This is a genomic window from Paraburkholderia phymatum (assembly GCF_040965635.1).
In the GTDB taxonomy this organism is placed as follows: Bacteria; Pseudomonadota; Gammaproteobacteria; order Burkholderiales; family Burkholderiaceae; genus Paraburkholderia; species Paraburkholderia phymatum_B.
In genome coordinates, this window is record NZ_JBFRCH010000009.1 from 145,473 (window position 1) to 165,526 (window position 20,054).

16 protein-coding genes are annotated in these 20,054 nt (G+C 59.1%); 5 read left to right on the forward strand and 11 right to left on the reverse strand.

Going from position 1 to position 20,054, the window contains the following annotated elements; translation table 11 throughout:
• Positions 1-170: 170 nt before the first annotated feature.
• From AB4Y32_RS18635 to gcvA, 5 genes are all read right to left on the reverse strand, one after another.
• Positions 171-1,589: a hypothetical protein gene (locus AB4Y32_RS18635; protein ID WP_368722743.1), complete on the reverse strand. Its 1,419-nt coding sequence runs from the start codon at positions 1,587-1,589 to the stop codon at positions 171-173.
• Positions 1,590-2,733: 1,144 nt separating this feature from the next.
• Positions 2,734-3,315, reverse strand: coding sequence for a hypothetical protein (locus tag AB4Y32_RS18640; protein WP_368722744.1), 582 nt, complete (start codon positions 3,313-3,315; stop codon positions 2,734-2,736).
• 923 nt (positions 3,316-4,238) lie between these two features.
• The gene (locus AB4Y32_RS18645; protein WP_368722745.1) at positions 4,239-4,589 is read right to left on the reverse strand and encodes a RidA family protein; all 351 of its coding nucleotides are present in this window, start codon (positions 4,587-4,589) and stop codon (positions 4,239-4,241) included.
• Positions 4,590-4,626: 37 nt separating this feature from the next.
• Positions 4,627-5,958 carry an NAD(P)/FAD-dependent oxidoreductase gene (locus tag AB4Y32_RS18650; protein WP_368722809.1) on the reverse strand — a complete coding sequence of 444 codons (1,332 nt, stop codon included), beginning with the start codon at positions 5,956-5,958 and terminating at the stop codon, positions 4,627-4,629.
• Positions 5,959-6,303: 345 nt separating this feature from the next.
• Entirely contained in the window at positions 6,304-7,212 is a 909-nt protein-coding gene (gcvA, locus tag AB4Y32_RS18655; protein ID WP_368722746.1) for a transcriptional regulator GcvA, read from the reverse strand.
• 247 nt (positions 7,213-7,459) lie between these two features.
• On the opposite strand from gcvA, the gene AB4Y32_RS18660 reads away from it, so the two are divergent.
• Together AB4Y32_RS18660 and fdxA are read left to right on the forward strand one after the other, a co-directional pair.
• On the forward strand, positions 7,460-8,866 hold the full coding sequence (locus AB4Y32_RS18660; protein ID WP_368722747.1) for a KamA family radical SAM protein: 1,407 nt from the start codon (positions 7,460-7,462) through the stop codon (positions 8,864-8,866).
• A gap of 66 nt (positions 8,867-8,932) precedes the next feature.
• A complete protein-coding gene (gene fdxA, locus AB4Y32_RS18665; protein WP_368722748.1) occupies positions 8,933-9,271 on the forward strand; it encodes a ferredoxin FdxA in 339 nt (112 codons plus the stop codon).
• Positions 9,272-9,353: 82 nt separating this feature from the next.
• Here the strand turns inward: fdxA and AB4Y32_RS18670 are convergent, their stop codons facing one another.
• Both AB4Y32_RS18670 and AB4Y32_RS18675 read right to left on the reverse strand, forming a co-directional pair.
• The gene (locus tag AB4Y32_RS18670; RefSeq protein WP_368722749.1) at positions 9,354-9,647 is read right to left on the reverse strand and encodes a DUF1330 domain-containing protein; all 294 of its coding nucleotides are present in this window, start codon (positions 9,645-9,647) and stop codon (positions 9,354-9,356) included.
• A 197-nt stretch (positions 9,648-9,844) separates the two neighbouring features.
• A complete protein-coding gene (locus tag AB4Y32_RS18675) occupies positions 9,845-10,723 on the reverse strand; it encodes a LysR substrate-binding domain-containing protein (protein WP_368722750.1) in 879 nt (292 codons plus the stop codon).
• 390 nt (positions 10,724-11,113) lie between these two features.
• Between AB4Y32_RS18675 and AB4Y32_RS18680 the strand changes: the two genes are divergently transcribed.
• Positions 11,114-12,373, forward strand: a complete 1,260-nt coding sequence (locus AB4Y32_RS18680; protein WP_368722751.1) for an aromatic ring-hydroxylating oxygenase subunit alpha — start codon at positions 11,114-11,116, stop codon at positions 12,371-12,373.
• A gap of 75 nt (positions 12,374-12,448) precedes the next feature.
• On the opposite strand, the gene AB4Y32_RS18685 is transcribed toward AB4Y32_RS18680, so the two are convergent.
• Positions 12,449-13,495: an Ldh family oxidoreductase gene (locus tag AB4Y32_RS18685; RefSeq protein ID WP_368722752.1), complete on the reverse strand. Its 1,047-nt coding sequence runs from the start codon at positions 13,493-13,495 to the stop codon at positions 12,449-12,451.
• Between the two features lie 50 nt (positions 13,496-13,545).
• Positions 13,546-14,598, reverse strand: coding sequence for a proline racemase family protein (locus AB4Y32_RS18690; RefSeq protein ID WP_368722753.1), 1,053 nt, complete (start codon positions 14,596-14,598; stop codon positions 13,546-13,548).
• 365 nt (positions 14,599-14,963) lie between these two features.
• Between AB4Y32_RS18690 and AB4Y32_RS18695 the strand changes: the two genes are divergently transcribed.
• Positions 14,964-15,551 carry a dimethylsulfonioproprionate lyase family protein gene (locus tag AB4Y32_RS18695; RefSeq protein WP_368722754.1) on the forward strand — a complete coding sequence of 196 codons (588 nt, stop codon included), beginning with the start codon at positions 14,964-14,966 and terminating at the stop codon, positions 15,549-15,551.
• Between the two features lie 190 nt (positions 15,552-15,741).
• On the opposite strand, the gene AB4Y32_RS18700 is transcribed toward AB4Y32_RS18695, so the two are convergent.
• Complete coding sequence (locus tag AB4Y32_RS18700) at positions 15,742-16,818, reverse strand: ABC transporter substrate-binding protein (RefSeq protein ID WP_368722755.1); 1,077 nt, start codon at positions 16,816-16,818, stop codon at positions 15,742-15,744.
• A 794-nt stretch (positions 16,819-17,612) separates the two neighbouring features.
• Between AB4Y32_RS18700 and betI the strand changes: the two genes are divergently transcribed.
• Positions 17,613-18,281, forward strand: coding sequence for a transcriptional regulator BetI (betI, locus tag AB4Y32_RS18705; protein WP_368722756.1), 669 nt, complete (start codon positions 17,613-17,615; stop codon positions 18,279-18,281).
• 22 nt (positions 18,282-18,303) lie between these two features.
• On the opposite strand, the gene AB4Y32_RS18710 is transcribed toward betI, so the two are convergent.
• Entirely contained in the window at positions 18,304-19,965 is a 1,662-nt protein-coding gene (locus AB4Y32_RS18710) for an electron transfer flavoprotein-ubiquinone oxidoreductase (protein WP_368722757.1), read from the reverse strand.
• Positions 19,966-20,054: the final 89 nt, after the last annotated feature.

The following is a 20,054-nucleotide window of genomic DNA, read 5'->3' on the forward strand; positions in this document are numbered from 1 at the left end:
TTGTTCCTCCACAATAAAGAGGAAAGGACGCCACAATAAACCAGGCCTGAAGCAAAAAAGACCGCGCAGTCGACCTGCATGTCCGTGCCATTGCACGATGTCGGCGGCTGCAATCCGTGATATCAATCGCTTTCGGACGGCGGTGGGCTAGTTGGTTGGAGTGGTGGTTTCTAGTGCGAACCGCCTCCACCGTTGCCGCCGCCATGACCGCCATTCGCCCCATTGCCGTAACCACCGTGACCACCGGCGCCCTGGCCTCCGCTACCCGGCCCGCCGCTGCCGTGGCCGCCGTTGCCCTGACCACCACCACCCTGGCCGCCGTTGCCCTGACCACCACCACCCTGGCCGCCGTTGCCCGAACCGCTGCCACCCTGGCCACCGCTGCCCGATCCACCCGGACCGCCGCTTCCGTGGCCGCCGTTGCCCTGACCACCGTTGCCGTGTCCGCCGTTACCCTGACCACCGCCACCTTGGCCGCCGCTTCCATGGCCGCCGTTGCCCGAACCGCCGTTTCCCCCGCCGCTGCCACCCTGGCCGCCGTTGCCCGAGCCACCCGGACCGCCGCTTCCGTGGCCGCCGTTGCCCGAACCGCCGTTACCCGCGCCGCTGCTGCCTTGGCCGCCGTTGCCCGAGCCGCTGCCACCCTGGCCGCCGCTACCCGAACCGCCGTTACCCGCGCCGCTGCCACCATGGCCGCCGCTGCCCGAACCGCCGTTACCCGCGCCGCTGCCACCCTGGCCGCCGCTACCCGAACCGCCGTTACCCGCGCCGCTGCCACCATGGCCGCCGCTACCCGAACTGCCATTACCCGAACCGCCATTACCCGCGCCGCTGCCACCATGGCCGCCGCTGCCCGAACCGCCGTTACCCGCGCCGCCACCACCCTGGCCGCCGCTACCCGAACCGCCGTTGCCCGCGCCGCCGCCACCCTGGCCACCGCTGCCCGAACCGCCGTTGCCCGCGCCGCCGCCACCCTGGCCACCGCTGCCCGAACCGCCGTTACCCGCTCCGCTGCCACCCTGGCCACCGCTACCCGAACCGCCGTTGCCCGCACCGCCGCCACCCTGGCCGCCGGTACCCGAACCGCCGTTGCCCGCGCCGCTGCCACCTTGGCCACCGCTGCCGTGGCCAGCGCTCCCCTGGCCGCCGGGGCCACTGTTGCCCTGGCTGCCGCTACCTTGGCCACCCGCGCCTTGTCCGACGCTCCCCGCGCCTCCGGTTGTGGCTCCCGTGCTTCCGGTACCAGCGCTCCCGCCGCCTGTACTCCCAGCAGCAGTGCCTCCCACGCCCGCACCGGCTGTTGCGGCGTCGCCCGATCCACTGTGTGCAGCTCCCGAGCTGCCGACTCCCACGCCGGCCCCGCCAGCGCCGCCCGTCCCGCCTCCGATACCCGAACTTCCGACGCCCGTGCCGTTGCTGGCTGCACCGCTCGTCGCGACACCCGTATTTCCACCGCCGCCGGAACCTGCGCCGTTGCTCGCGCCCAGTCCTGTGCCGCCCGCTAGTCCAGAGCCGCCTCCCGTGGCGCGCGTCCCACCTGTGAGCGGCTGTGCAATTCCAGTGAGCGTGTCAGTTCCGCTTGTAGGCAAATCAATGCCATCCAGGAACGCCAGATCTGCGCCATTTGATAAGGCATCTGGCGCGTGTCCGGCGACAGGCGCGTTCGCCATCACCGCTGCCGCGTGCAGACCGACTGCCAGCATCCCGATAATTTTCAGCGGTGCCCGCTCTCTGCATCCCCGATTATTTTTCATACTTTTGCATTCCTTATTACTTTATCTGGATCGTGGTCGACCCGTTCTCAACTTTCAGGCGGCGTCAGTGATGCCTCACCGTTGGCCGCCTCCCCCTTTTGCGTGTAGTCAAGTTATCCGGGGTACGAGGCATGGACCGTTCGCTACCCAACGAAACAGACAAAAGAGGGATATTTCGCAAGGAATGGTCCTTATGGACGACTATCTGCGCGGAATATGAACATGCTCCGCTGTTATGGCCCCGTTAAATTTGAAATTTGTTCAACGGGAATACAAAGAGATAGGTCTTCAGCCAACGATGGCCCCGCAACGTGGCGAGCGATGCGGTGTTGTTTTAATCGCGGCCGCTGAAATTTGTCCGGGACGATTTGACCACCTTGCCCGAATGGAAGCAGTGCACCGAATCGGTCATCGAAATCGCCAATTAATTCGTCCTCCTACCTATACGTGATGTCCGTTTAACGATCGTTAGTCCGCGACCAGGTTGGACGACATGCTCTGATACGGCATGTGGCAGATTTCGGAGTGGGATCAGTCGTTCGAACAACGACTTTTTGAAATGGATGAGCGGCAATAATTGGCAGGGAGTACGCGTTCGAACAGTTCGTCGCAGAGCTACCATTGATGATTCCCATGGCAGCTCTGCAGCATGTTCGTCGAGGTGGTCCTGTCGGCCAGCAAGAGACGTTCAACCAGACGGGTACGCGGACGTTCGGACGTTCGAACGTCCGCTCCGGCTCAAACTACGCGCTTACGCTGGCGATCATGTCGATCGACGCTCGCTCCCTGAGCAGCGGTGATCATGTTGGAGGTTTCAATGTCCGCCAGCATCACGAGCACCGGCGACGTCCGTACACCAGGAGATCAGGGAGGTGACACAATCATCTCGCTGAAGGCGCAGGCATTAAAGGGCGAAAACCTGCACTCGCTCTGGTGCTCAACTACTCTCCTGACATGCATCATCGCGAGCGTGAATCCATCAGTGACTCGACTCGCGGAAGCCGTAGACCACGACCTTTTTCCCCTCAAAGCTTTCCTGCACACCTTGCTCGCAATTCGGCGGACACACTGCCTGGCCGTCCGCGCTAGAGCCTGACACGGTAACCGCCCTGTAGACAACGGATTCAATGAGCGTCCCGTCGGCAGCGACGACGATGTTCAGATCAGTCTCGACGCCGGCCGGCACGGGTCCGCCGGCGTCATAGATGATTTTCATGGTGCCGGTGCAATCGGAGTTTACCGAGTAGACGCCGTGCTGGACCGGATTGAATGTCGTCTTCCCCCCTTTTGGCAAACCGCCGATAACGCCGAAGTCGGTGCGTGAAAAATGGCCCATTCCGTCGAACGTCACGAGGGCGACGTCATCGAGGATCGACGCGGCGGCGTACGGATGCACCTTACCGTCGGCTCCTATCAATCCAAGTATCTCTCCGTGACCGATAAATCCAAACGGTCCCCTTAGCGTTGAGTTCGAGCAAAGGCCGTCGGCCTGCGCGGTACCACTGAGCGAGAGAAGTGCAAATGCTGTAACGGACAAAATGCTTAAATGCTTGATCTTCATGTCCATCTCCTTGTCACCGAATCAGGCGCTTAACATCACAGCGCGCAGGGGCCTATTTCCCGGCTGGATTAGGTGCCCAATTCAAACAAATGAATTCAATGGCCGCAGTGATGCCTGGCTGCCGCGCTGTTAGCGGAGCAAGCGACAAGAGAACAAGGACCCATCTGCGCGGCCGCGTGTTGCCGATTACGAGGTTGAGAAAACCCGGCCGTTGGCCAAACGTAATGAATGGAATGGCGAGAAGCTTCACCGAGATTATTTTTCGCTCGGTGTCAGCGGACACGTGCAGAAGGAGGGGGCACGAAAGTCCGCACAATTGTGACTTCGTGAGACAGCCACGCATTAAGGTCGCATAGCAAAAATAGTGTAATCGACGATCTTCGCAGGTGCCAGGTAGATTTCGGACAAAATGACAGGCGTGTTCGGAATCGCGCGATGTGAATAATGCGCTCTCACCGGAAGCATCAAAGGCCGGCTAGCACGTTGGCGAGGATGATCGTTGCACCCTCTAAGCTGTCGTTGACGTGGTCCTCCCATCATCGTCCGAAACGGCGATCGGTCACTCGCCACCGCCGAAGTGCGAATTTCAGGAATAGGATGTGTAGCCGCCTGAAAGACATATTCTCGAATGACGGCATGGCCGAACGTCCGCCAAATGCCGCCCGCCCTCTCACCTCACCCTCACAGCCGCGTCCAGGCATGGTTACCGTGATAAGGCGCGGGTTATCATCGCTACGCCCGCCAGCAACCCCTACGGCGTCCCCGTATGTGTCGCATCTATGCGGACCGTTGGCCAGGTCAGGCCATGAATCAATCGGCGTACAACGAGCATAAGACCGCGCGTCATTACCAACGCACCGTATTCCGAGTGCGGAATGCGCCGAGCCGCATATCGGCCCGACACGACAGCCAGACATGTGAAACTAGGCAGCGGCCACGATCACGACTTCGATCAACTTCTCCCGCTGTGCCAAAGTAGCCCCCACAGTGGCGCGAGGCGGCGTGTGCCCTGGCGTCACCCATGCGTCCCACACTTCGTTCATCGCCGCAGCCTGTGACATGTCGGACAAGAAGATCTGGCACGACAGGATGCGCGACTTGTCCGATCCGTGTTCTGCAAGCAGCGCATCTATTGACGCCAACACCTGACGCGTCTGACCGGCCATATCCTGAGTGATGTCTTCGGGCACCTGACCTGCAAGGTAGATCGTTCCCTGATGGATGGCGACCTCCGACAGCCGCTTCCCTATATGGCTGCGTTTGATTTCGGGCATCTTCACTCCTCCTCGAGTGATATTGAGCGGTGAAAGACTAGCGTTCAGGACCGGCGAGTACGGCCTGATACTTGATCGATGAAACGACGCCAATGCGTCTTATCGGCTCCGGAGGTAGCCAGCTCGGTCCTTCCAGACTAAGAGCGTCGGACAGTTGCGAAGACTGGGCACCCATGGCCATCTCACCAACCAACTTGCCGTATGTGGTGCCTTTCAGCACTCCAGCGCCATTGCACCCCAGCGACGCGAACAGGCCAGGGCGCAATTGCCCAAAGAACGTGGCGCCATTGCGAGTGAGTGCCGTCGTCCCTCCCCACACATACTCGAAATCATGGGACTTCATATTCGGATAGCGGCGCTGGTAGCAATTCGTCAGTTGAGCCAGCGTATCGGACGGCGACTGCTCCCGCTCGTATGAGTAGGCACTGCGCACCATGAATCGCCCATCCCGGACACGACGCAATGTCGTGCCAAGACGATTTGCCGGTATGACGCCCCACTCCTGAGTATCGCCGAGCTTCTTCAGCTCGGACTCGGGCAGCCTGGGAGTGACAGCCGCATAGGTGAAGATCGTTATCAGTCTGTCGCGCAGTATGCCTAACGCTTTTGCGAATCCGTTGTTGGCCAGTATGACGCGATCCGCTGTGTATTCCGCCTCGGTGGTGGTGATCCGGAACGGAGACGACTCGCTTAGCGCTATGACGGGTTCGCTCTCGATCAGAACGACGTTTGCGGGCTGACTGTCAGCCAGCCCTCGGATCAGTGCGGCAGGCTGGACGAAAACGTTATTGGGCGAATGAAATCCGTAACGGTAGTAGCTGGTGCCGAGCTTTTCATGCAGCGCATCGCGATCGTACTCTTCGAAGTTCACACCCCATTCGCGGTACTGAGCCAACGATGCACTGAGATTCTGAACGCCTGCGTCGCTTGCTGCGGCATGGAACTTCCCGACCGGGTTCCAGCGACAGTCGATACGATGTTCGCGAACAAGCTGCTCTAGCCAGTGCAAACCAGCGTCATACAAACGAATCTGCTTGCGAGCAACTTCCAGCGGGCTGGTGTGGCCGCCCATCTTGGTGTTGTGTGGCAGATTGATGACGAAACCCGAATTCCGCCCGGATGAGCCTTCGCCGATGGTCGAGGCTTCAAGCACCAACACCGGTTGGTTTGGCTGCATCTCTGCGATGCGGCGTGCGGCAGCAAGGCCCGTGTATCCTCCGCCGATCACAATCGTGCCGAACCGCCGAATGCTCGTTCGAGAACTCTTCGGACGCGCGGGCAGCATCGCGTTCCAGCCCGAACCAAGTTGATATGTGGGGTATTTCCCGGCGGTCACGTCGGAAGTAGGAACACCTTGCTGGATATGCATGGAATCACCGCTGCGATCAAACATCATTGCGCTCGCGCCCCAAGGGCCTGCGAGCGATTAGCTCACCATGTCAAAGCCCGCGCCCTTTCGTACAAGGAAAAGGAAACCGGCTTGCTTGATGGCTTCGTCTCTTCTCATCATGCCGAAGAACCCGCGACATCCGCCTAATATCAGCAAGCCAAATGATGAGCTTAACCGCGGTTTGATTTTTCCAGCGGACACTGCAGGCTAAAAGAAGACGCACTGATGCACACCGTGTGATACCGGATGTCGCGATCGAGAAGTAGTCGCGCGTGATACAGCAGCGGGCAATCCGTGGCGATACCATCGCGTGGACAATCGTCGTCAGTCCTTGCGTTCGGCATAGCGGCCGGCTTCCGCAAGCAGCCATTGAGCGAATGCCTGCAGTTGCGGCGAATTTTGCTTGGCCTCGGGATAGACAAAGTAGTATCCCTTTTCGCTCTGCAGGGACATGCTGAACGGTAGCACCAACTCGCCCGTCGCCACCTCGTGCGATACAAAGAACCGGGGAACAAGTGCAATGCCCAGTCCGGCACGCGCCGCTTCGACGAGCATCGAGAACAGTTCATAACGCTGCCCTCGCATACAGTCGACGTCATCAGCAATGCCTGCCTGCGCGAGCCATTGCCGCCATGCATCCGGTCTCGCTGACTGGTGAAGCAACGTAAACTTCGTGACGTCCTGAGGCTCGAGCGAGTTTCTTCCCTGCAATAGCCGAGGACTGCAAACAGGCGTCATCTCTTCACCGAAGAGATAGGTCGCTATGGACCCAGGCCACACGGGGTCGCCAAAGTGAATAGCTGCGTCAAACGGTGTGTCCGTGAACAGGAATGGTTCGGCCCGTGTCGTCAGATTGACGGTAACGTGTTCATGCTCCGCGTAGAACTGTGGAAGCCGCGGAATCAGCCACCGCGTCGCGAACGTCGGAATGACGGCAAGCTCAAGAATCCCGCCTGCGTTCCGATGCGCCATTGCAGCCAGAGCATTCCGCTCTATCCGGTCAAGATCTTCGCGGACCTGCCTCGCATACACCTCACCTATCTCCGTCAAGCTGAGTCTCTTCTTCACACGGTTAAAAAGCGGTACGCCCAGATAGTCCTCCAGGCTCGCCACCTGCCGACCGACTGCGCTCTGTGTCAAAGCCAGCTCATCGGCGCTGCGTGTGAAGCTCAGATGGCGCGCCGCTGCCTCAAAAGCGATCAGCGCTTCGATACTCGGGATTCTTCGCCTCACGTTCATTCCTCAAACGCACAACGTTGCGAGTTTATATCGTTTGCTGGCCGTCGACCATGAGGTAACAATGGTTTCTATGACATACGGGAAGTGCCCGGCCTCCATTGCCCTCACTAACGCGCTGGTCATTGCGATGACTGAGGCAAGGCCGTAGCGCTCGCTTCTGGGCCATATCATCTGGCGCGCGAATACCATAATTGTTTTGCATTCCTAGTTATATGACACTCCACTTTACAGAGGATGCTTCATGACTTCCGATTCGCTTCCAGCAAAGTTCAAGCCCTATACCCGTCAGACGATCAGCCAGGCGCCTCAATGGCAGCTGCTTCCGGAAGAACTTCGCGAAGCCATACAGGTTGTCTCCCGGGTCATGCCGTTCCGAACCAACCAGTACGTGATGGACGAGCTGATCGACTGGAACAATGTCCCCGACGATCCGATTTACCGTCTGACGTTTCCGCATCAGGACATGCTTTCTCCATCCGACTACTCGAACCTGAGAGATCTCGTACTGGTGAAAAAGGATGATGCCGCCATCGACGATGCAGTTCGTGGCATCCGGCTGGCGATGAATCCCCATCCCGCCGGCCAGATGACGCACAACGTGCCTTTTATGAACGGCCAGCCCGTGAGTGGTCTGCAGCACAAATACAGGGAGACGGTCCTCTTCTTTCCCAGTGCCGGGCAGACGTGTCACGCATACTGCACGTTCTGTTTCCGCTGGCCACAGTTCGTCGGAATGGACGATCTGAAATTCGATGCGCGCGAATCGAGCGAACTGGTCGAGTATCTCAAGCTGCACCCCGAAGTTACCGACGTGCTGATCACCGGGGGCGACCCGCTCATCATGAACACTCGTTCGCTCGCTGGTTATATCGAGCCCCTGCTCGTCCCCGAGCTCGCGCACATCCAGAATATCCGTATCGGCACGAAATCCGTTGCCTATTGGCCTCAGCGCTTCGTGACGGACAAGGATTCGGATGAACTGCTGCGGTTGTTCGAGAAGGTCGTCGCCGCCGGTAAAAACATGGCGATCATGGGCCATTACAATCACCCGGCCGAGCTTCGAACCGCTATCGCACAGCGGGCTGTGAAGCGAATCGTATCGACGGGTGCGACGCTGCGCATGCAGGCCCCACTGATCCGCCATATCAACGAAGATCCGAAGGGCTGGGTAGAACTTTGGACGACGGGCGTACGGCTAGGCGCCATTCCCTACTACATGTTTGTCGAGCGGGATACGGGCCCGAGCCACTACTTCCAGTTGCCGCTCGCCCGGGCATACGAGATCTTCCAGTCCGCCTACAGTTCCGTATCAGGTCTGGCTCGCACGGTTCGCGGACCTTCGATGAGCGCGTTTCCGGGCAAGGTCGTGATAGACGGCATCGTCGAGATCGCTGGCGAAAAGGTGTTCGCACTGCAGTTCCTGCAAGCGCGGAAGCCTGAGTGGGTCCGTCGTCCGTTCTATGCGAAGTTCGATCCGAATGCGACGTGGCTCCATGATCTCTTTCCTGCATTCGGAGAAAAGAAGTTCTTCTTCGAAACCGACGCGGACGCACCGCACAAAACCCTGCAGCTTGTCTCGAGACAAACGGGCCGATATGTGCCGGGCGCGACATCAGGGACGTCGGAGCCACTCGCGATTGAAGCGTAATTTCGGAAAGGCGGCGGCCCGCCTACACGGGCCACAGTCCGATTCATTTCACGCCCCGGAGGAGAAATGACGTACGTTGTAACCGAGAGCTGCATCCAGTGCCGCTATACAGACTGTGTCGAGGTCTGTCCCACCGACTGCTTCCGAGAAGGTCCGAACTTTCTCGTCATCGATCCGGACGAATGCATCGATTGCGGCGTCTGCGCCCCCGAGTGCCCGGTCGATGCCATCGCGCCGGCCGAGGAGATCGTGGGAGGCGAGCAGCACGCTTTCATCGCACTCAACGCTTCGCTCGCCAAAGAGTGGCCAGTTATCACGACCCGGCATTCCGCCTTACCCGACGCCGAAGAGTGGAAGGACGTGCGATCCAAGCTATCACATCTCGCTCGCGACACGGTAATTTAACCGCCATGTTGCATCTGCAGTGCATGCGCCTTCGTCGCGACACGATGCCGACGAAGGCGCAGCCGTCATGATGCAAACTCATCTAGCTCAACTCGCCCTGCAGAACCAGCAACTCCCGTTTCGACGCCTGTAATGCAAATTTCGCCGCCTCCTGATAGGCCGAGTCGGCGTAGCACGCCCTCGCCTGTTCATAGGATGGAAACTCGACAATGACCACTCTCGTGGTCGTTCGAGTCTCTTTAAGCACGGCATGCGTATCAAGGACCCTAACCTTCGCATCGTACTTTGCGGCGATGGGTGCCCACAGCTCGCCATATCGCTTCTGCGCATCGGGATCTTTAACATCTTCGCCTAAAATGAGCCAATAGCCTTTCATCGTTTTCCTCGAGTAGACGTCCGCCTAATTCCATTAGCGGCCAAAATTTCCAGGCGCTGGTCTGTCCAGGCAACCCGGCGCATGCACATCATAGTGATCGTTTAGTTAGAGCGCACTCAATTTTTTTCCCTCGCATTACTTCAAGTTATTGCAGTTGTGCCGTACTTGCGTGGTTGTTCAGTGTCACGCATAACGCGTCAGATCGCAGACGGATCTTCGTTCAACCATTCGATGAGTCCAGTGATGGATGAAGTGATCGATCTGCCGTGTGGCACCACGATGTAATACCCGTCCCGCATCTTGCAGGTAGCAGTCTCCAGCCTCACCAACTCGCCTGATACCAGGAGATCGTGGACCAGCCGCCCCCAGCCGAGCGCAATGCCCTGGCCGTACCGGGCTGCCTGCACGGCGTCGGTGTAAATGCTGCACCGGAGCGCATAGTTGAGCTTTGGCGGACGGTGTCCCACAGACGCGAACCACTCATCCCATCCCATCCATCCCTCGGATGTGGAATCTGATTCGACCAGTGGAAGTTGTGCCAGCTCTTCAAGGGACTGAGGCACCGCGTTTTCCCGCAGCCAACGCGGCGAACACACGGGGAAGACCTCTTCATCGAAGAGCAACGTCGACGAACCGTCTCGCCACGTGCCATCACCGAACCTGACGGCCACATCCACCTCGTTGTGCCGCAGATCAGCCGTGAACATCTGGGTCGTCAACCGCAGCTTCAACCGCGGCTGTAGCTTCTTCAGATTTGCCAGGCGCGGCAGAAGTCGAAGCTGAGAGAAGGCGGCCGTGGACGCAAGAACCAGTTCCTGCTGCTCGATCCCCGTAGACAGACGATCGAAGACACCCGCGATCTTCTGCATCGACTCGGCGACGACGAGGTAAAGCGATTCGCCCTCGACGGTGAGCGATATCGACCGATGCAACCGGTGGAAGAGCTTTACGTCGAGCGTCTCTTCAAGGAACCTGACCTGCCGGCTCACTGCGGCTTGACTCACGCCGAGTTCCGCTGCCGCGTTCGTGAAGCTCGAGAGACGCGCAACTGCCTCGAATTCGACAAGTGCGGTCATTGACGGAATGATCCGTCGGTATCCCTTTGGACCTCTTGTAATTTTCATCTCTGACTGTCTCTGCTTGAATAATGAAGCGCAAACCTCGCACATCTCGCGAGAGTGCCAGGGTTTTCCCCACAGCGAATTGAGCCAACCGGCGCCGGTTCCCCAAACCGCGAGAGCGGTTCTCGCGCCTCGCGCCCCGATCGGCGCGCGGGCATTCCGGCGATGGTGAAGCCGCCGCCGATCGCGCATGCCCGCCGCCTTGGGAGCGTAAAGCTTCGCATAACATAGAGTAATACCGGCAGCACAATAAAGGCCGTTGACGCTCCAGATTGGCACTTCAATACTGGCATTGAGGCTTTATGCCTACGTCCCGCTGAAATACAACGTGATTGGAGCAAAAACGTGTCTGTCATCCCCGTCAAAACCCATCGTGAACTGCTGGACAGCCGGGTGCCCGGCTGCGGATTCCCCGGCGAAATTTTCAGCCGTCAAGACGTCTTCGAAAACGATCTTGATGTTTTCTTCAACAAGCTCTGGATTCTCGTCGGCGTAACAGCCGACGTACCCGAGCCCGGTGACGTGTCGACCGTCGAGATCGGCAAGGCATCGATCATGATCGTTCGCGACGACGACGAGAACATCCGTACGTACCGGAACGTCTGCCGTCATCGCGGATCGCGCATCATGAAGGAGCCCGGCAAGACGAGCGTCGGCATGCTGGTCTGTCCTTATCACCAGTGGACCTACGACCTCGATGGCAGCCTTAAGCACACCTCGCACATGGGCAAGGACTTCGACGCGAAATGTCGGAGCCTGATCCCGGTTCACACGAAGGTGGTCGGCGCGCATATCTTCGTGTGTCTGTCCGACGATCCCCCCGCCGACATCGCGAAGCTCGAAGAAGTCATGACGCCCCGCTTCGCGCCGCATCAGATGCAGCGCACGAAGATCGCTTTCGAGTCCGAGCTCATCGAGAATGGCAACTGGAAGCTGGTGATGGAAAACAATCGCGAGTGCTACCACTGCGAAGGAACTCACCCGGAGTTGACCAACTCGTTCCTGCCTGAAGATTTCGGCTTCTGTCCGGACGGTCTCGGGGAGGAAGAGATCGCTTCGTATCACGCCTACGTGGCGCGCAACGCGGCAAACAAGGAGAACTGGGAAAGCGAAGGTTATGTCTGCTCGGTCTTCGAGTCGCTCGACGAAAGCGTTCATACGAACTTCCGCACTCAGCGCCTCGTGATCGCCGGAAGCAACGAATCGCAAACCATGAGTACCAAGGTGGCGAGCACCAAGCTGATGGGAGACCTCACGCGCCGCGATCTCGGTGACGTTCATATGTGGGGCCACAATTCGTGGACCCATGTGATGAGTGACCATTCGATTGTCGCTTTCATTCTTCCGATCGCACCGGACAAGACGCTCGTTCGCACGAAATGGCTCGTTCACGAAGACGCCGTGGAGGGCGTCGATTACGACGTTAAGACCCTCACTGAAGTGTGGCTGGCGACCAACCAGCAGGATGCCGACCTCGTGCAAGGCACGCACAGTGGCACCCAGGACCCTGCTTACGTCCCAGGACCCTACTCGAACTACACGGAGGCGGCGCTCGACCAGTTCTGCCGGTGGTATGACGCGAAACTGAAGGAACAAGGCATCTGACCGCCTGCTGGCGTCAGGTCGAACAGCACCTGACGCCAGCCGGTCGCGGCACACTCGCTACCAGGTCTGCGTCATCTACCTGATGGCGCGTCCAAACGAACGCACCCTCTCCATGACGTCGTCCGGGACATCGATCTCGCGCACCTTGATGTGGCTACCTGGAATGCGGACACCCGCTTGCGCCAGTCTGTCGATCTGCGCGGCGACGCGGGCTTCGAAGCCTTCCGCAAAGACGTCGGCCTTCAAGGCCACGAGAAAGAGCCCGACTCCGGGCGTCTCGCTCCCTTCTGCGTAATGAGGCGCGTCCATTGACCAGTTGGCCCCGGTCATGCCCGCCGCGAGAATCTCCATCATCATCGCGATGTTGGCTCCCCGGGCGCCACCAAATGCCAGCAACAGCCCCTTGACGGCCGCTGTCGCGTCGGTGGTGGGCTCGCCCTGTTCGTCTACCGCCCAGCCCTCAGGTAAGGTCTCTCCGGCTTCGGCGGCCCTTCGAACATTGACGAACGCAGTGGCACTCGACGCCTGGTCGATGACGAGATGCCGACCGTTCGCCACTGGCGCAGCGAAAGACACGGGATTGGTGCCGTAGATAGCCTTTCCGCTTTCGAGCGTGGTCATCTGTGCTGTTGCATTGCACGTACCCAACGCAACAAGACCTGCTTCCGCAAGCCGCCGCGTGTAGTAGCCAAGCTCACCGACTGTGAAGCTGTTGGAAATGGCGAGCGCGACGACGCCGTATGTCTTCGCCCTTTCGACGACCTCATCGAAGACGCGATCGTATGCGAGCTGTGCGATTCCACGCTGCGCGTCAACCCGCACGGCCGCCTGGGCCGGAAACGTGACCTGCGGCTCGGCGTTCACAGCAATTCTGCCCTTCACAAAACCGTCCAGATAGTCCGGAAGGTGCGCAAAGCCAACTGCCTTACTGCCGGCAAGCTCGGCCGATATCACAGCCTCGGTGAGCGAATGAGCGATCGCCTCATTTGCGCCGGCCGTCGCGATCGCCTCGTACGCTATTTGCCGCGCTACTTCACTTTCATATCTCATAGTCTCAATTACCCAAATGCAAGCGGTGGACGAGCCGAGCCGTTTCACTGCACTCGTATCGCCCACATGCATGCGGACGCCCTCCAATAGACCAATAGACGGTCCATCATGACCGCGGTGCGTCAGGCCCAGATGTCGCCCAGCGTGAAGCCGTTGACGAACGGATCATCAGGGTCAAGCACATAGGTGTTGTAGCCATAGATCCACGAACGGCCAGAGATCGTTGGCACGACGGCCTTGATGTCACCGATGTTGGTTTGCTCGATGAGGTTGCCCGTGAATACCGTTCCCAACACGCCCTCATGCCGGAAAGGCTGGTTCAGATCCAGCTGACCCTTCGCATGAAGCGTGGCCATCTTCGCCGATGTGCCCGTTCCGCAAGGGCAGCGGTCGATAGCGCCCGTCCATGTTGCCGGGTTATCAAAGTCGATCTCCCCGCTTGCAACCGTGACAGCGTTCTTCCAGTCCGCGTTCGGATTGTCGGTCGGGCCGGACAGTTGCGCGATCGTGATGCCGTATCCAGGATAGTGCGGATGCGCGACGGGCAACTGCTCCTGGGCCGCCTTCAGGATCAGCGCGGAGACCCTGGTGATTTCACGACCATGCGCCGGCTTAAGCTCGAGGCCCTTGAACTGCCGCACATCGGCGATGACATAGAACATGCCGCCCCAGCCCACATCCACCGTGACCTTGCCGAGATGCGGCACGTCGATGACCTTCTCGATGTGGGCCGCAAATGCCGGCACATTCCGGAACGTAACCGACGTGACCTTTCCGTTGCTGCACTCTGCCCTGATACCGATCAACCCTGCCGGCGCTTCCAGCTGAAACTCCGTGAAGGGCTCCTGCATCGGAATCATGCCGGTTTCCAGAAGCACAGTTGCAACCGAGATCGTGTTGCCGCCGCTCATCACCGGATACTCGACCTGCTCCATGATGATGTAGCCCGCCGCTGCATCCGGATGTTTCGCCGGCACCACCAGGTTGCAGCACAGCGGCGGATAGCCGCGCGGTTCCCGCAGCATCAGCATGCGGATCTGGTCATCGTTTTCTTCGAGCCACTTCATCTGCTCATAGACGGTGTTGCCCGGAATGTGCGGAACACCGCCCGTAATCACGCGCATCGGCTCACCGGAGTGAGTCTCGACGGCGTGGAAAGTGCGTTTGAAAGTCATGATCTTCCCGTTTCGTACATCGTTGCCAAATAATGATGTCGCTCCACATCGCGCGAGGTGCCGCCGCGTGCAGTGGAAGCGCCGTCGCTCGTCAGTCTTGCCGGATACTCACCGGACCCATTCTGGTCATATCCCGGCACTGCAGCGTTCCGAGGCGCGCCTGATCGGGAACTCCGGATCACGTGTCCCCCACCAACCCAACAGTCAACATACTCCGGTCGAACAGGCGCTCCGCCTGATTTGGCCCGTGTTGTACTGATCATAAGCGCCGCTTAGGTAACGGGCAGAGCCGATGCTGCGGATCATCATCGGACTCGCCACATTTACCCTTTGGCTATTGCACTGCATTCAATCGCGAGGTAATCATGACGACCCGCCCCGACGTTGTGAACGAATTCATCCATATCGCCCGAAAGCACTTTGCATCAGATCGACTTTCCGTCGAGGCCCGCAAGATGGCCGAAGCGGTATTCGCAAGACTAGAGGTCCCGTCGGACGATGGACAGAGATTGGGTACACGCTATCCGGCCTGTGAATGGCTCGACGCATCGCTAATGACGCTTTCTGCAGATGCGAGGTTCAGTGACATTGCCAAGGCGCTCAAGTCGGTTGAGCCACTTCTCGGGTGGCGCCGAAGAACCTCCGGCATCAACGGTAGTCAAGGCTACGTCGAACGACACGCGAATGGCTTCGTTTGCGGACCTGGCGGAGCCGAAAGCCGAAGCGACGTTCAGCTTGGCATCACGATCATGCTTCCCAACACCCGCTATCCCGATCACAGCCACCCGCCACAGGAGGCGTACGTACTGCTGAGTCCCGGCGAGTTCCGGCAGGGCGATGGCGAATGGATCGATCCGGGTCCAGGCGGCGGCATCTACAACACGCCAAACCTGCTGCACGCGATGCGCTCTCGTACGTCGCCATTTCTCGCGTTGTGGTGCCTTCTTGTCTGAACTGTCACACACGACGGAAGCATTGGCGCCGCACGCGAAACCTTGACAACGGCAGTAGAACGCAAAGAGCGCCGCAGAACTGTCTGCGACGCTCCCCGCACCCGGGAACAGAAAGGCGCCATGCTCAACTGCACTCACCGCAAACGGGGGACGACCTCTCTGCCGTGAGCGTGCCCTCCCGCGTGACCAGTTACCTGGTGCCGAGCCACACTGCGAACTTCTGATTCAGGTCGTCGGAATGGTCAGCCCAGAAGGCTACGTCGACGTCGACTGCTGTCTTCTCGTTTGCCGGGTTGGTCGGCAGATACGGACTGACTGAAGGATCGACCATCGAGATCGACGATTTGCGCATCGGTCCCAATGCAGTCGCAGAACCAAGCTTCGCGAGCTGTTCCGTCGATGTCGAGAAGTTAAGGAAGTCCTGGGCGACCTTCAGGTTCCTGGTACCTTTCACGACCGCGAGGCCCTCGATGTTTTTCACTTCCCCATCCCACACGAATCCGAACGGCTTCTTGTCCTGAGCAATGGCGGTCCAGATGCGGTTGCAGTAAGCGCTCGTCATCGAGACCTCGCGGTCGGCCAGGAGCTGAGGCGGCTGAGCACCCGCTTCCCACCAGACGATCGAGGACTTGATCGTATCCAGTTTCTTGAACGCGCGGGTGACGCCCGCCGGTGTAGCCAGCACCTTGTACACGTCAGCCGGCTTTACGCCATCAGCGAGCAGCGCCCATTCAAGAGCCGCTTCGGGTGATTTCCGCAGGCCCCGCTTGCCGGGAAATTTCTTCAGATCGAAAAAGTCCGCAACGGTCTTCGGCTCGCCGTTCTTGAAGGCTTCCTTGTTATAGGTAATGACAGTCGACCACGCTACGTTGCCGACCATGCAGTCCGTGACACCGCCGGGCAGGAAATCCGATTTTGCGGGCGTTCCGTTTTTGGCGGCCGGCAGCGCGGCGACATTGACCTTTTCCAGCAGGCCTTCATCGCACGCCCGGATAGCATCGGCCATCTGGATGTCGACTACGTCCCAGGTCACGTTGTTGGTTTGAACCTGGCTGCGAATCTGCGCGATGCCGCCGTTGTAGACGTCACTCTTCACATTAGTGCCAGCCTTTGCCGCAAATGGCTTCACTGCGGTTGCGATCTGGGCGTCCTGGTAAGAGCCGCCCCAGCTCGCAAATACGATATCAGCCGCGCTAGCAGTGACACTCACAGCCGCCGTCGCGACCAGCAACGCAACCTTCGCTGAATGCTTGATTTCCAGTTTCATGCTCTTGTCCTTCCTATTGACGTCTAGTGGCACGGTGAAGCCAATCGTCTCGGTTAAAAAGAAAAACACTCCTGATGTGACCTGCCAACTTCAACTATTACCTCGTCGTATCGCGAAGCAGAAATAACCAGGCATCACGACGATGGGCATACTTTGCCGCTGCCGTTTGTCTGATCAACCGCTCAAGCCGGACTCTCTTTCTGCCCTCGATGACTAATGAGGTCTACTACTTATTACGTTGTGTCCCGTGGCACTGCGCATCGGCGGACTTTGCAAGTTCGGCGCCACTCTGCCCCGAACCTGCAAACATTTTGACGTTAAGTGTCGGTGAGCTTCGACTACGCACTACGCAATCGATGAGCGACCGCGGCGCCAAAAGCTGAACCATCGACCAGCCCAAACGCCGTCAAATCACTAGCATTAGGCAGCCTTACGCTGAACATACGTTCAATCTCACTGACTTGCCGTTCACTATATACGCGATTTTTGGACGTCAAAAATAATTTTTCAAACTTATTTCCCCTATAAACGCCCGTTTTCGGCGGAAACACGGGTATTCACCTACGCTCCAACGGTCAATACTATGAACGATCGTTCAATGGCAGTGCTTCGGAAACACTCCGAGACGATGAACGCTCGTTCAGCTTAATAGCCAAGGTAAACCAGTCCGCGAAGCGAGCCGCCAACGCTTCACGACGGATTGGGCGAATCAGGCTTCAATGGACGTTCAGGGTAAACTGGCGCACTTACGCGGTTCGCCTGGACGGCGGATGCACAGAACAGACGAGGGAGCCATGCAAACAACGACGACGTCAGCCGCTGCGAAGGATGACCGGAGGGAAGGTCCGGGTCCCTATGAGGGAATGCGGCTGAGGCTTATCGATGCGACGCTGGCGGTCGTCGGTGATGTCGGTCTCGAGAACTTGACAATCCGACGGGTCAGCGAACATGCAAGCGTGTCGGTCGGTCTTGTTCACCATCACTTTGAAAACAAGAAGAGCCTCGTCTACAAAACGTTCGAACATATGATTCGCAGGGTGCGCGATCAGTTGACGAGCGGCCGGCGGGGCATCGAAGATCCCGTCGAGCGGATGAAGTTTACGGCGGACATGTGCTTCAGCGATGAGGTGATGAGCCCAGGTGCGGCCAACGTTTGGCCCCACATGTGGAGTTCGTCAGCTCACGATCCGGAAGTACAGCGACTTTGCGCTGCATTTTCGAAGCGCTTGCGATCCAACTTCATCTTCGATCTGCGGCAGGCCGGGTGCGATCACACGATGGCACGAATCCATGCCATTCAAGCGCTTGCGCTCGTTCATGGGCTCTGGATCGAGCATCGCGTTGCGGCGAGCGTAACGCTCAGCGAGGTCATCGGCATCTTCCACGGGATGATCGACGACGCGACCAGACAGATCTGGAAGATGAACATGTCCAAAGCAGCGACGTCAGCTCCCCTCAGTTAAACGCGTACAGTTCGCGCGCCGTCTACATGTTGGGGTAGTTAGGGCCGCCACCTCCCTCTGGCGTGACCCACACGATGTTCTGCGTCGGGTCCTTGATGTCGCACGTCTTGCAATGCACGCAGTTCTGCGCATTGATTTGCAGGCGGTCTCCGTTTGCTTCGTCTTTCACGAATTCGTAGACACCTGCCGGGCAGAAGCGCGCTTCCGGACCTGCGTAGGTTTGCAGATTCACCTTGATAGGCACCGACGGGTCTTTCAGCGTCAGATGCGCGGGCTGGTTCTCTTCGTGATTCGTGTTCGAGATGAACACCGACGACAGCCGGTCGAATGTGAGCTTGCCATCAGGTTTCGGATAGTCGATCGGCTTGCACTGCGACGCCGGCTTCAGCATCTCGTGATCCCAGTGCTGGTGATGCAGCGTCCACGGCACGTTGCCGCCCAGCAGCTTCTGTTCGATGCCGACCATCAGCGTGCCGAGGTACAGGCCCTTGCTCATCCACTGCTTGAAGTTGCGTGCTTTGTGCAACTCGGTGTGCAGCCACGAGGTCTTGAACGACTCGGGATAGGCGGCCAGTTCATCCGACTGACGGCCGGATTGAACCGCATCGAATGCGGCATCGGCGGCGAGCATGCCCGTCTTGATCGCCGCGTGCGAGCCCTTGATCCGCGAGGCGTTCAGAAAGCCCGCGTCGTCGCCGACCAGCGCGCCGCCCGGAAACACGAGCTTCGGCAGCGACATCAGCCCGCCTGCCGTGATCGCGCGCGCACCGTACGACACGCGCTTGCCGCCTTCGAGAAACTTGCGGATTTCCGGATGCGTCTTGTAGCGCTGGAATTCCTCGAACGGCGACAGGTATGGATTCGAATAGCCGAGACCGACGACAAAGCCCACCATCACCTGGTTGTTGTCGATGTGATAGAGGAACGAGCCGCCGTACGTCTGCGTATCGAGCGGCCAGCCGGCGGTGTGGATCACCAGCCCCGGCTTGTGCTTCGCGGGATCGATTTCCCACAGTTCCTTGATGCCGATGCCGTACACCTGCGGATCGGCGCCGTCACGCAGTTTGAATTTGTCCGACAGTTGACGCGCGAGATGCCCGCGCGCGCCCTCGCAGAACAGCGTGTACTTCGCGTGCAGTTCCATGCCGAGCTGGAAGTTTTCCGTCGGCTCGCCGTCCTTGCCGATGCCCAGGTTGCCCGTTGCCACGCCCTTGACGGAGCCGTCGTCGTTGTACAGCACTTCCGCCGCTGCAAAGCCCGGGAAGATCTCGACGCCCAGCGCTTCGGCCTGCTGACCCAGCCAGCGCGTCACGTTCGCGAGGCTGATCACGTAGTTGCCGTGATTCTTGAAGTTGTCGGGGAGCGCCCAGTTCGGCACGGCCCTGGCGCCCGTTTCGGAGAGGAACAGGAAGCGGTCTTCCGTCACTTCAACCTCCAGAGGTGCCCCTTTTTCCTTCCAGTCCGGCATCAGTTCATTCAACGCGCGCGGGTCCATCACCGCGCCCGAGAGGATGTGCGCCCCGATTTCAGAGCCCTTTTCGAGTACGCAGACGCCGATTTCAGCGGCACGCTGCTTGAGCCTGATCGCGGCGGCAAGGCCCGCCGGCCCGCCGCCGACAATGACGACGTCATATTCCATTGCTTCTCGCGGACCGAATTGTTCGAGCAGACTTTGCGCGTTCATATTCAAAAACACTTGTGAGCATCGGGAGAAGGACATCCCCGTAGGGACGTTGCCCGCACCTGGGTTCTGATCGCGTATCGACGATCAAC

Coding starts and splice junctions, on each gene's coding strand:
- AB4Y32_RS18645 (WP_368722745.1), bottom strand. CDS start 4,589: ATGCCCGAAATCAAACGCAGCCATATAGGGAAGCGGCTGTCGGAGGTC.
- AB4Y32_RS18710 (WP_368722757.1), bottom strand. CDS start 19,965: ATGAACGCGCAAAGTCTGCTCGAACAATTCGGTCCGCGAGAAGCAATG.
- AB4Y32_RS18685 (WP_368722752.1), bottom strand. CDS start 13,495: ATGCATGTGGGCGATACGAGTGCAGTGAAACGGCTCGGCTCGTCCACC.
- AB4Y32_RS18660 (WP_368722747.1), top strand. CDS start 7,460: ATGACTTCCGATTCGCTTCCAGCAAAGTTCAAGCCCTATACCCGTCAG.
- AB4Y32_RS18695 (WP_368722754.1), top strand. CDS start 14,964: ATGACGACCCGCCCCGACGTTGTGAACGAATTCATCCATATCGCCCGA.
- AB4Y32_RS18640 (WP_368722744.1), bottom strand. CDS start 3,315: ATGAAGATCAAGCATTTAAGCATTTTGTCCGTTACAGCATTTGCACTT.
- betI (WP_368722756.1), top strand. CDS start 17,613: ATGCAAACAACGACGACGTCAGCCGCTGCGAAGGATGACCGGAGGGAA.
- AB4Y32_RS18670 (WP_368722749.1), bottom strand. CDS start 9,647: ATGAAAGGCTATTGGCTCATTTTAGGCGAAGATGTTAAAGATCCCGAT.
- AB4Y32_RS18675 (WP_368722750.1), bottom strand. CDS start 10,723: ATGACCGCACTTGTCGAATTCGAGGCAGTTGCGCGTCTCTCGAGCTTC.
- fdxA (WP_368722748.1), top strand. CDS start 8,933: ATGACGTACGTTGTAACCGAGAGCTGCATCCAGTGCCGCTATACAGAC.
- AB4Y32_RS18650 (WP_368722809.1), bottom strand. CDS start 5,958: ATGCATATCCAGCAAGGTGTTCCTACTTCCGACGTGACCGCCGGGAAA.
- AB4Y32_RS18700 (WP_368722755.1), bottom strand. CDS start 16,818: ATGAAACTGGAAATCAAGCATTCAGCGAAGGTTGCGTTGCTGGTCGCG.
- AB4Y32_RS18690 (WP_368722753.1), bottom strand. CDS start 14,598: ATGACTTTCAAACGCACTTTCCACGCCGTCGAGACTCACTCCGGTGAG.